Raw genomic sequence first — 12,541 nt, forward strand, 5'->3', positions numbered from 1 at the left:
TAGACAAAACAAGGCGAATATACAACTACTTATCCCCATATATTCCCGATCCGATATATGGGAGTCTTTTCTCTAATTGATCATATAAACGAATAATGAGTTGGCGACTAAATCCGAAGTCAATTGGAAGCCATTTTGTTTCTGTCGTAACTGAAAAATCAATAGCTGTTTCAAATGGACGAACAGAAACAATAGTTGCGACGATAAATACTTTTCTTCCTTTCGTGAGTGATACACTTATTTCTCCTCGTTCTGCTGAGACAGCAACAATGTGACACCCGTCCATCTGTTCAAACATTTCTTTCACTACTTGTAATGCAGTGGATTGTGTCGTTTTGTAATAACGGCTTTTTAGCTGCTCATCCGGATGACGTTCAGATGTTTCATTATGATTTGTTAATATATGCTTCCATTTCACTGTTCGTCTCCTCACTTTTCAATGAATGATAAAAAAGAGGTGCAGAATCTACACCTCTTTTTCTCTTACACTTTATTATAAAGCTTTTGCTTGTTTAATTTCAATTGGACCCATACCACGAGGCAATTCAATTGTTTCACGCGTTTGCGCACCTAACGCTTCTGCAATATAGTCAGCTGCAATCGTTGGATCTAGATGCCCACATGTGTACACGTCGATGCTCGCGTAACCATGCTCTGGAAAACTGTGAATCGTTAAATGTGATTCAGAAATAATAACAACGCCACTAACACCTTGTGGTGCAAATTTATGAAACGCAACTTCACGAATTTCAGCACCAGACTTTAACGCTGCATCAACAAATGTTTTTTCAATAAACTCCATGTCATTTAACTTATCAAAATCGCATCCCCAAAGTTCTGAGATAACGTGACGACCCATTGTATCCATGATCGTATCCCCCTTTTATAAATTTTGAAAAAAATAAACGATGAATTTCTTTTGCTTTCTGGAATGTATAACTACCACGGGGGAAAGTTAGTCCAAAGAGGTCCTAACCCTTTAAGTAGTCACATTACCACGCGTTCAAGAAGTTCACGAAACATAGTATACTTCGTTTATATATTTTTTTCAATATCGTTTTTTATTTTTTTATCAAATGGGCAGAAAAATAACGCTGGGAACCCCAGCGTCATGACATCGCAACCGTTTCATTTTTTAACAATTGTTTCGCAACTAGCTTTGTTAAATCAACAACGCGACATGAATAGCCCCATTCGTTATCATACCATGCTAACACTTTTACTTTTCGATTTTCGATCACCATTGTCGATAACCCATCAACAATCGCAGAATGTGGATTTGTATTAAAATCAATGGATACAAGCGGTTCCATCGTCACGTCTAAAATGCCTTTTAACTCCCCACGAGCTGCTTGCATAAACGCTTCATTCACTTCATCGACTGTGACATCTTTTTTCACATCGACAACGACGTCAACAAGTGAAACGTTTGGTGTTGGAACGCGCAACGCCATGCCGTGCATTTTTCCTTTTAAATGTGGCAATACAAGTGCTAACGCTTTAGCCGCACCTGTTGTTGTCGGAATGATCGATTGTGCGCATGAACGTGCTCGACGTAAATCTTTATGTGGATTGTCGATGTTTTTTTGATCGTTTGTGTAGGCATGAACAGTTGTCATAAGTCCATTTTCGATGCCAAACGCTTCATCAAGCACTTTCACAACGGGCGCTAAACAGTTTGTTGTACATGAAGCGTTTGAAATGATGACGTGCTCTGGAGAAAGCATATGTTCATTGACTCCCATTACAATCGTGACATCCTCATCTTTTCCTGGTGCAGTTAAAATAACGCGCTTTGCTCCCGCTTCGACGTGCATCATCGCCTTTTCTTTTGCGTTAAACTTTCCCGTTGCTTCGATAACGATATCGATTTGAAGCTCTCCCCACGGTAATAGTCGTGGATCACGTGAATTTAATAGTTGTACTTTTTTTCCATTTACAATTAAACCATCTTCAACAGGAACGACATCCCCATCAAATTTACCATGGTTCGAATCATATTTTATTAAATGAGCTAACGTTTCAGGCGGATAGCTCGCATTAATTGCTACAATGTCAACATCATTGTCCATAATAGCCTTTCGGAACACCATACGTCCAATGCGTCCGAACCCGTTAATCGCTACTCTTGCTTTCATTATATAGCCCCTTTCAATATATGTGTTATACTATTTATCCGGTAATCACAAAAATAGTATAACATTTTTAAGGTGTTTATGCTATAAAAAAATAAAAAAAGGGCGTCCTATTTTTCAAGGATACCCCACTCAACTAAGCGTTCGTATAGTTGTCGTTTCGTTTGTTCGATCGTTCCATTATTATCGATGACAGCATCTGCTTTTTTTCGTTTTTGTTCGAGCGGCATTTGCGATTTTATACGCGCCCATGCTTCTTCAAACGAAAAGCCATTGCGTTCGCAAAGGCGCCGAAGTTGAATTTGTTCATCTACATACACAACGAGAATACGATCAACGAGATGTTCTAAATTACTTTCGAATAAAAGCGGAATATCGAGAACAACAGCTTTTTCTCCTTTTCTTGCATATTGCTCTTTTTGTTGTAGCATATGTTTACGTACGAGCGGATGAACAATGGCATTTAACTGTTTTCGCTTTTGTTCATCATGAAATACGATCGCACCAAGCTTACGTCGATCAATCGCACCATTTGAGTCTAAAATTTCGCTTCCAAACGTTTCAACAATTAGTTGATACGCTTCACCGTCGATGGCTGTGACACGGTGAGCGATTTCATCTGCATCAATGACAGGGATATGTAAGTCACGGAACATCGCCGCGACCGTACTTTTTCCACTTGCGATGCCCCCTGTTAATCCGATCGTTAACACCACCTTCACCCCTATCTCATTTTAAAAATACCAATGACAATAAGCATAATCCCAGGTAAAAACGAGTATTTTTGTAGCCAGTCATACTTTCTAAACGATTTTCCAATTTTCAACCCGCTAAATAAGAAACTAAAGCTAAGCAAGCAAACGAGAAATGTAGTAAACGCTACCGAATAGTTTAAAAGCGCCGCGCTTACGCCTGCTCCAAACGCATCGAGCGACAAGGCGATTCCTAAAAATACAGCCTCCATCCCTGTAATCGTTCCTGAACGGTCAAAATCAGCCATCGTTGGTTTGCGCAAAATTTGAATGACAATGCCGAGCGAACGAATTTCTACGTTCATTAAAAATTTTTCTTCCTTATCATCGCTTTTAAGCATAAATTGAATGAGCATCCATAATCCTAATATGATTAATACCCCCCCACCCATTGCGTTGGCAACGGTTGGCGAAAAAAACATATATAACATGCGACCAATGCCCATCGCTACTAAAAATGTCATGCATGAAAAAAACGAAATAATCAGCAACGAACGAAGCGGAACATGTACATTCCGCATACCATACGTAATACCGACAGTCAACCCATCAATGCTTACAGCAAACGCAAGCAAAAATAAAGACCATGTAATCATATACGCCCGCCCCTTCCTTGAAAAGCTACCATAGTATATGGAAGAGGTCTAGGCAATGTTCTTACACTACGTTTGACAATGTTTACAATAATGTGTGCCGCGATTGGCTACAGTTGTTTTGGAAATGGGATTTCCACAACGACGGCACGGCATGTTGGCACGACCGTATACATACAATTGCGTTTGAAACGTCCCTGTCTTCCCTTGCGTATTCACATATGTTCGAACGGTACTCCCACCTTTTTCAATCGCTTCTTGTATCGTTTGAACAATTGCCTCATGTAATGCTTCGATTTCCCGTATCGTTAACGTCGTTGCTGTCCGCTCTGGATGAATGGACGAACGAAATAATACTTCATCGACATAAATATTGCCTAATCCTGCAACAATCGTTTGATCAAGCAATGTCGCTTTTATTGTACGTTTTGTTCGTTGAAGTTGATCTGTAAGCCATGCAACCGTAAATTGCTCATCGAACGGCTCAACCCCAATACTTGATAAAGGAGGGACACGTAATTCTTCACCTTTATTAAATAAATGCATCGTACCAAATTTGCGCACATCGCGATAACGAAGTTCCGTCTGATCTGTGAATGTAAAAAAAATGTGTGTATGTTGATCAAATGGAGTATCTTCTTTTTCATATATATAACGTCCTTCCATCCGCAAATGAGAAACGAGGACGACATCATCCAATTGAAAAAGCAAAAATTTACCTCTCCGCTGAATATCGTGAATCGTCTGTCCTTTCAGACGCTCACAAAACGTAGCTACATCAGGGTGCTGAATAATTTTTGGCCAATACACTTTCACACGTTCGATCGTTTTACTAACAACAAGAGGAAGAAGTGTACGTCGTACCGTTTCGACTTCAGGTAATTCTGGCATGGTTGCTCCCCCCTTTCGTTACTTCGCATCATACCATGTTGGACCAAAATGATAGTCGACTTTTAACGGAACACGTAATGATACTGCGTTCTCCATCACATCTGGTACGATTTTTTTCAACAATTCAATTTCTTCTTTTGGTGCTTCTAAAATCAATTCGTCATGTACTTGCAGCAACAAACGAGTTTGCAGTCGTTCTTCATGTAAACGATTAGCCAAATCAATCATCGCTTTTTTAATAATATCGGCCGCACTTCCTTGAATTGGCGTGTTCATCGCTGTCCGTTCCGCAAAACTACGAACATTAAAATTACTACTTGTAATATCCGGCAAATAACGACGACGGTGAAGCAATGTCGTCACATATCCTTTTTGTTTTGCATCTTGTATGATCTCTTCCATATACCGCTTTACACCCGGATAACTTCGAAAATATCGTTCAATAAATTCGGCTGCCTCTTTGCGCGTAATGCCTAAGTTTTGCGATAATCCGTAGTCGCTAATCCCATAAACGATACCAAAATTGACTGCTTTCGCTTGACGGCGCATATGAGCGGTCACTTCGTCTTCCTTGACATGAAAAATATCCATCGCCGTTTTCGTATGAATATCGAGATCTTGGTGAAACGCGGCAATTAAATTTTCATCATTGGCAATATGCGCTAAAACGCGCAACTCGATTTGAGAATAATCGGCTGCAAAAATAACCCAATCGTCTGAGGAAGGGACAAACGCTTGACGAATTTTTCTTCCTTCCTCAATACGAATCGGAATATTTTGTAAATTAGGCTCTGTAGAGCTTAAACGCCCCGTTTGAGTCAACGCTTGTTGAAAAATCGTATGCACTTTTCCTGTATCTTTTCGGACGACTTTCATTAATCCTTCGACATATGTGGATTGTAATTTTCCGAGCTGACGGTAGTGTAAAATTTGCTCAATAATTTCATGGTATGGCGCTAACTTTTCTAAAACGTCCGCTGAGGTAGAGTAACCCGTTTTCGTTTTTTTCACAATCGGTAACTGAAGTTTTTCAAATAAAATCGTTCCTAGTTGTTTCGGAGAATTAATGTTAAACGTTGTTCCTGCAAGTTCATAAATGCGTTGCTCAATTTGTTCGAGTTGGGCAGTAAACTCTTTTCCCATCTGTTCCAAACGATCAACATCCACTTTCACACCGTAAAATTCCATTTGTGCTAAAATGAACGTCAGCGGTAATTCTAAATGTACAAGCAATTCAAATTGTTCATTTCGCTTTAGTTCTTGAATATATGTTTCTTTCAACGAAGCGATCGCTTTCGCCTTTCGTACGAGATGTTCAGCTAATACATTTGTCGGCGGAATAGCTTGTTTCGCTCCTTTTCCATATACTTCTTCGTCGCTTTGTACATCCGTATATTGCTTCGTTTTTGCAACGGCCGCCACATCCCCATTCGCATCGGTCGGATTGAGCAAGTATGCAGCTAATAATAGATCAAAATCGACACCTTTAAGTTCAATACCGTTCCACTTCAGCGCAACGATCGCTCGTTTGGCATCAAACACACTTTTTTTGCACTGCTCATCTTCAAGCCATCTTTTAAATCGTGATGAAGCGAGAGCTATGTCCGTCGGAATAAAAAAGTGTCCACGCTCATTCACAAGCGCAAAGCCAAGAATAGGCGCTTGATGATAATTCGCGTCCATCACTTCAACAACAAGTGCACCTTCTTTTGTCAACATGTGCTCATCAATCGCTTGAACCGTAACAAACGAAATATCGGTTAACGATAGTTGTTCTTGTGAAGTTTGACCAATTTTGTCCATAAGCGAAGTGAAACCGAGCTCTTGAAATAGCGTTGCTACCCGTTCTGCATCATACGACTGCCATGCTAACTCATCGAGCGATAGTGTCAATGGAACATCACGATGAATGGTTGCCAACTGTTTACTTAGTAACGCTTGTTCACGGTACGTTTGCAAGTTTTCCTTCAATTTTTTTCCGGAAATATGTTCAAGTGAGGCAAGTACATGTTCAACCGTTCCGTATTCTTTTAATAATTTTAATGCTGTTTTCTCTCCGACCCCTGGAACGCCTGGAATATTATCTGATGCATCGCCCATTAATCCTTTCAAATCAACAATTTGTGCAGGCGTTAGTCCATACTTCTCAAATACGTATTCCGGTGTATATCGCTCCATGTCTGTTATGCCTTTTTTCGTGACATGAACATGAATACGTTCCGACGCTAATTGTGTTAAATCGCGATCTCCCGAAATAATGACGACGTCAAACCCTTCTTTTTCGGCTTTGGTGGCAAGCGTTCCGATAATATCGTCTGCTTCATAATTTTCAAGTTCGTACGTACGAATGTTATATGCATCAAGCAGTTCGCGTAAAAACGGAAACTGTTCCGATAATTCCGGTGGCGTTTTTTGTCTCCCACCTTTATATTCTGTGTATACTTCATGACGAAATGTCGTTTTTCCTGCGTCAAACGCAACGAGCATATGCGTCGGCTTTTCTTCTTCAATGAGTTTCATTAACATCATTGTAAAACCATAAATAGCGTTTGTATGAATGCCTTTATCGTTATGTAAGAGCGGTAATGCAAAAAAAGCGCGATAAGCGATGCTATTGCCATCAATTAAAACGAGTTTGTTTGCCAAATCGAAAACCTCCTCTTGTATTCATTTACGCTTATTTTACCATGATTGCCTCCAAAAAAGAAAAAAGACGAGAACGTTCGCTGTCCTCGCCTATTCCAAGACAATCGGATTCTTGGATGAAGGGGTTTTCACCTGTTATGTTATCAATATTTTTTTAATATATGGTAAATCAATTGTAAATATATCGTTAAAATTATTCGTCTGCACAAGCGTCTGCACGAAAATGGACAGTGAATGTCGTCCCTATCCCCACTTCACTTTTTACTGAAATTGTTCCATGATGTGCTTCCACTAAATGTTTCACAATCGCTAATCCAAGACCCGTACCACCTGAGTTGCGACTTCGTGCTTTGTCCACACGATAAAATCGTTCAAAAATACGTGGAATTTCTTTTTGTTCAATTCCGATTCCTGTGTCACTTACATGAACGTGTAGCTCTTTATCATCTTTCTCCACATAAACCGTTACGCGTCCACCAGCTGGTGTATAAGCGATCGCGTTATTAATTAAATTAATAAAAATTTGCTTTAAACGATGTAAATCGCCATACATATAACAAAGCGGTGCATTCGATGTACATTCCAATGTGATTTGTTTATCGTTTGCTTTCGCTTCAAGCATAACGATAACTTCCTTCAATACTTCATGCAAGTCAACAACGGATATATTTAACGTAAATCCTTGCTGTTCGATTTTTGACAAATCAAGCAAATCTTGAATTAAATGTTGAAGACGCTCACTTTCCTTTAAAATAATCGTTAAAAAGTATTCAAGCGTTTTAGCATCGTGCATCGCCCCATCTAACAACGTTTCTGCAAAACCTTTAATGGACGTAATCGGTGTTTTTAACTCGTGAGAAACATTGGCGACAAAATCTTTGCGCATTTGTTCAAGTTTTTTTAGCTCAGTAATATCATGGAACACAACGATAATTCCTTTCCATTCGTCGTTTGTCCCAATAATTGGCGTTCCGTACACTTCAAAATGTTTCCGTTCAATGTCGATCGGAAGGAGCATTTGTTTACGTACATTTACCTCTGTCATAAATATTTCTTCTACAAGTGCAATCACTTCCTTATATGGGAACGCCTCATAATATAAACGATGAACATAGTCAGACGGATCGATATGGAACATTTCTTTATATGCGCGGTTCATTAATGAAATATAGCCACGTTGATCAATTAAAATTAAACCGCTCCCTATATTTTCAATAAGGGCTCGCAAACGATCTTGTTGCATTTCTTGTGTACGCACCATCTCTTGTAAATTCCGCGCCAAAATGTTTAATGACTGGCTGAGCATCCCTGTTTCATCTTCTCTACTTTCATACGTTCTCGCTTTATAATTGCCGCGCGCCAACTCCATCGCTACTTTTGTTGCCGCTTCAATCGGCTTTGTATATTGATTTGTAATTTTAATACCTAATAAAAGAATAATGAAAAAAGCAATGCTTAAGCTAAGCGTAAGCAACAGCCAAATTTGTTCATCTACCCGCTCGATCGCATCCATAGATAAACTCATGACAATATGTCCGAGCTTCTGGTCACGTTGCCAAAATGGTACAGCATAATAATATACATTTTGTTCTTCTTGAAAAATAACAGGACGATCTTCTTGTTTTAGTAACGTTCGAATGAATGTTTTATGACGTTTTTCATCAATTGATACGTAATTATTTGTATCAAACATGATCTGTCCTTCACGATCAACAATCGTGATGCGCGCCGACAACATGTCGCTAATTGCGTGTAATTGTTGCTTAAACATATTAGATTGGAACGATTTATTTTCCATGTATAAAGCCAAAAGTTTTGCCTCTTTCTCTATTCGATCATGTACCGTGTCTGCATAAAATTTTTGAAACAACTGACCTAATAACAAACCTAGGCCAAACAACACGGATAAAATGACGGAAACAAGCCCAATCAGTAGGCGAGAGCGAAATTTATTCATCCGCTTTCGGCTCCTCCAGTTTATACCCTAAGCCACGTATCGTTTTAATATACACAGGCTTTCGCGTATCATGTTCGATTTTGTCACGCAAATGACTAATATGCACATCGACAATGCGTGTATCCCCAGCAAAATCGTAGTTCCATACTGCACTTAATAATTGATCACGTGTTAAGACACGACCTTTATATTTCGCTAAGTATGCTAGTAGTTCAAATTCTTTCGGGGTGAGTTCTAATCTTTGTTGTGCAAAATAAGCTTCATAACGATCAGGGAAAATTTTTAGTTGTCCGACAACGAGCGAATCGTCACTATGATTTTGCTTTTCCTCTTGCTCATGAATCACCGTTCGACGTAAAATCGCCTTCACACGTGCTACTACTTCACGTGGGCTAAACGGCTTTGTCATATAGTCATCGGCACCTAATTCAAGACCAAGCACTTTATCAAATTCGTCATCTTTTGCTGTCAACATTAAAATAGGGGTCATCACTTTTTGTTGACGCAAATGTTTACATACTTCAATTCCATCTAATTTCGGTAGCATTAAATCGAGAATGATAAAATCAGGGCGCTCCTCTAACGCTTTATGAAGCCCTTCTTCTCCATCATAAGCTGTCAATACAATAAACCCTGCCTGTTTTAAATTGTACTCTAACAGCGTAACAATCGACTGCTCGTCATCGACAACTAACACACGTTTCGACATAGCCATCCTCCAACAACGTAAATTTGTTACATTTTTATTATAACGAGTTATTTGAAAAGAAAAAAACAAAAAAGAGGCAAAAGCCCCTTTTTAAAAGTTATCTAACGCTTTCTCTTCAACGAACGGATATGGCGGAACGACACGCAATGATCCAACTAATATTTCTTCACCATCGCGGATCGCTTGAACGGAAATATGAATTTCATTATTTTCTTCATCAACAGATGTCACTTCAAATAAAAATTCAACATGCTCATAATGATATACTGGTCGTTTAAATTCAATCGTTTGCGAAACAATATGACTTCCCGGTCCCGGCAAATATTTTGAAACAGCCGATGTAATAATACCTGTTAACATAATAGCTGGTACGATCGGACGTCGCCACGGCGTTTGCGATGCATAATCATGTTGAATATAAAGCGGATTGGCATCGTTTGTGAGTCCTAAGTATAACAATAAATCTTTATCTTCGATCGCTTCCGTTAAGACGAGCTTCTCACCAACGGAAATGTCCGAAATTAAACGTCCAATTTTGCGTTTTTTACCTAGCATCCTTGATCTCCCCTTTGTTTGACCATATGCAAAAATTCGGGGAATCACCCCGAATTTTTTACTATTGTAACACTTTCATCACATTTTTCACTGACTCTACAGATTTTGCTAACGCTGCTTTCTCTTCTTCTGTTAGCTCTAATTCGATAACTTTTTCAATTCCGTTACCACCTAAAATCGTTGGCACACCTAAATAAATTCCTTCATATCCGTATTCGCCTTCTAAATAAGCGATGGCTGGAAGAACTCGGCGCTGGTCTTTTACGATCGCTTCAACCATTTCAGCAAGGGATGCAGCTGGCGCATAATAGGCACTACCGTTACCAAGTAAGTTGACAATTTCACCGCCACCTTTGCGCGTACGTTCAACAATGGCATCTAACCGCTCTTTTGGGATTAACGTTTCAAGCGGAATGCCACCTGCATACGAATAGCGCACAAGCGGCACCATGTCATCTCCATGACCACCTAAGACAAACCCTGTAATATCTTTCACAGATAAATTCAACTCTTGTGCAACAAATGTACGGAAACGTGCGGTATCTAATACTCCAGATTGACCGATGACGCGGTTTTTCGGAAAGCCAGATTCTTTAAAAACCGTATATGTCATCGCATCAACAGGATTTGTTAATACGATAATAAAGCAGTTCGGCGAATACTTGACTACTTCTTTCGTGACCGCCTTCATAATTCCTTGGTTTGTCGTGACTAAGTCATCGCGGCTCATACCTGGTTTGCGCGCAATGCCCGCAGTGATGACAACAATATCCGAATCAGCGGTATCCGCATAATCCGATGTGCCAATAATGTTAGCGTCAAATCCGAGAACAGGGCTTGACTCAAGCATATCGAGCGCTTTTCCTTTTGTCGGATTTTCTAATTGCGGAATGTCGACAAGAACGATGTCCCCAAGCTCTTTTTGCGCTAAAATGAACGCCGTCGTCGCTCCCGTAAATCCAGCACCGATAATTGAGATTTTTTTTCGTTTCATACCCACGTTCTTCCATCCCCTTTTTTATTTTATTCTCCCATGTTTCGAATGAGAGCATCTGCGAATTCAGAACATTTCACTTCTGTTGCGCCTTCCATTAAACGAGCGAAGTCATATGTGACGACTTTTGAAGCAATCGTCTTCTCCATAGAGTCAACGATCAGTTTTGCTGCCTCATTCCAACCGAGATGTTCAAACATCATGACACCAGATAAGATGACCGATGATGGATTTACTTTATCCAACCCCGCATATTTTGGTGCAGTTCCGTGCGTTGCTTCAAAGATTGCATGGCCTGTTTCATAGTTAATATTTGCACCTGGTGCAATACCGATGCCACCTACTTGTGCTGCCAACGCATCAGAAATGTAGTCACCGTTTAAGTTCATTGTTGCAACAACATCGAACTCGCGCGGACGAGTTAAAATTTGTTGCAAGAAAATATCTGCAATCGCATCTTTCACAATGATTTTTCCTGCTGCTTCTGCTTCTGCTTGTGCGCGGTTTGCAGCTTCTTTTCCGTGCGTTTCAACGATGCGGTCATACTCCGCCCAAGTAAACACTTGATCACCGAATTCTTGCTCAGCTAATTCATAGCCCCAGTTTTTGAACGCACCTTCTGTATATTTCATAATGTTTCCTTTATGAACGAGCGTGACAGATTTGCGACCATGTTCAATGGCGTATTTAATTGCTGCGCGCACTAACCGTTTCGTACCTTCTTCTGAAATTGGCTTAATACCGATTCCCGATGTTTCAGGGAAGCGAATTTTACGCACCCCCATTTCATTTTGCAAGAAATCAATTAATTTTCTCACTTCTGGTGTTCCTTTTGCATACTCAATTCCCGCATAAATGTCTTCCGTATTTTCACGGAAAATCACCATGTCTGTATCTTCAGGACGCTTGACCGGAGAAGGTACTCCTTTAAAATAACGAACTGGGCGTAAACACACAAATAAATCGAGCTCTTGACGAAGCGCAACGTTTAATGAACGAATCCCACCGCCTACTGGTGTTGTCAGCGGTCCTTTAATGGCAATTATGTATTCACGAATCGTATCAAGCGTTTCTTGTGGCAACCATTCACCAGTCAACTTAAACGCTTTTTCACCAGCAAGCACTTCTTTCCAAACGATTTTGCGCTCCCCTTTATAAGCTTTTTCCACAGCCGCTTCTAATACGCGAGATGCGGCTGCCCAAATATCTGGACCTGTCCCGTCCCCTTCAATAAATGGAATAATCGGATAGTTTGGAACGTTTAATACCCCGTTTGTAACCGTAATTTTTTCACCTTGCATCACAATAA

Annotated in this window: 12 protein-coding genes; all 12 read right to left on the reverse strand. The window is 40.0% G+C overall.

The genetic code is table 11. The features are described 5' to 3' along the window. Positions 1-25: 25 nt before the first annotated feature. Positions 26-418 carry a cytosolic protein gene (locus LD028_RS16980; RefSeq protein ID WP_237812469.1) on the reverse strand — a complete coding sequence of 131 codons (393 nt, stop codon included), beginning with the start codon at positions 416-418 and terminating at the stop codon, positions 26-28. 75 nt (positions 419-493) lie between these two features. Beyond that, positions 494-868, reverse strand: coding sequence for an adenosylmethionine decarboxylase (speD, locus tag LD028_RS16985; RefSeq protein WP_012574217.1), 375 nt, complete (start codon positions 866-868; stop codon positions 494-496). Positions 869-1,109: 241 nt separating this feature from the next. Further along, positions 1,110-2,138: a glyceraldehyde-3-phosphate dehydrogenase gene (locus LD028_RS16990; protein ID WP_006323528.1), complete on the reverse strand. Its 1,029-nt coding sequence runs from the start codon at positions 2,136-2,138 to the stop codon at positions 1,110-1,112. A 107-nt stretch (positions 2,139-2,245) separates the two neighbouring features. After that, complete coding sequence (coaE, locus tag LD028_RS16995; RefSeq protein WP_237812470.1) at positions 2,246-2,851, reverse strand: dephospho-CoA kinase; 606 nt, start codon at positions 2,849-2,851, stop codon at positions 2,246-2,248. Between the two features lie 8 nt (positions 2,852-2,859). Further along, the gene (gene ytaF / locus LD028_RS17000; protein WP_237812471.1) at positions 2,860-3,483 is read right to left on the reverse strand and encodes a sporulation membrane protein YtaF; all 624 of its coding nucleotides are present in this window, start codon (positions 3,481-3,483) and stop codon (positions 2,860-2,862) included. A 66-nt stretch (positions 3,484-3,549) separates the two neighbouring features. After that, positions 3,550-4,371, reverse strand: a complete 822-nt coding sequence (mutM, locus tag LD028_RS17005) for a DNA-formamidopyrimidine glycosylase (RefSeq protein WP_237812472.1) — start codon at positions 4,369-4,371, stop codon at positions 3,550-3,552. An 18-nt stretch (positions 4,372-4,389) separates the two neighbouring features. Next, positions 4,390-7,017: a DNA polymerase I gene (gene polA / locus LD028_RS17010; RefSeq protein WP_237812473.1), complete on the reverse strand. Its 2,628-nt coding sequence runs from the start codon at positions 7,015-7,017 to the stop codon at positions 4,390-4,392. Between the two features lie 193 nt (positions 7,018-7,210). Beyond that, a complete protein-coding gene (gene pnpS / locus LD028_RS17015) occupies positions 7,211-8,974 on the reverse strand; it encodes a two-component system histidine kinase PnpS (RefSeq protein WP_237812474.1) in 1,764 nt (587 codons plus the stop codon). Beyond that, positions 8,967-9,683 carry a response regulator transcription factor gene (locus tag LD028_RS17020; protein WP_237812475.1) on the reverse strand — a complete coding sequence of 239 codons (717 nt, stop codon included), beginning with the start codon at positions 9,681-9,683 and terminating at the stop codon, positions 8,967-8,969. Before LD028_RS17020 ends, pnpS begins: the two co-directional genes overlap by 8 nt. A 90-nt stretch (positions 9,684-9,773) precedes the next feature. Further along, positions 9,774-10,238 (reverse strand): MaoC/PaaZ C-terminal domain-containing protein, encoded by a 465-nt coding sequence (locus tag LD028_RS17025; protein ID WP_237812476.1) that lies wholly within the window; start codon positions 10,236-10,238, stop codon positions 9,774-9,776. A gap of 61 nt (positions 10,239-10,299) precedes the next feature. Further along, on the reverse strand, positions 10,300-11,238 hold the full coding sequence (gene mdh, locus LD028_RS17030; protein WP_237812477.1) for a malate dehydrogenase: 939 nt from the start codon (positions 11,236-11,238) through the stop codon (positions 10,300-10,302). A gap of 23 nt (positions 11,239-11,261) precedes the next feature. Further along, positions 11,262-12,536 (reverse strand): NADP-dependent isocitrate dehydrogenase, encoded by a 1,275-nt coding sequence (gene icd, locus LD028_RS17035; RefSeq protein ID WP_041637930.1) that lies wholly within the window; start codon positions 12,534-12,536, stop codon positions 11,262-11,264. Between the last annotated feature and the right edge of the window lie 5 nt (positions 12,537-12,541).

The organism is Anoxybacillus sp. LAT27, from assembly GCF_022030075.1.
GTDB classification, from domain to species: Bacteria; Bacillota; Bacilli; order Bacillales; family Anoxybacillaceae; genus Anoxybacillus; species Anoxybacillus kestanbolensis.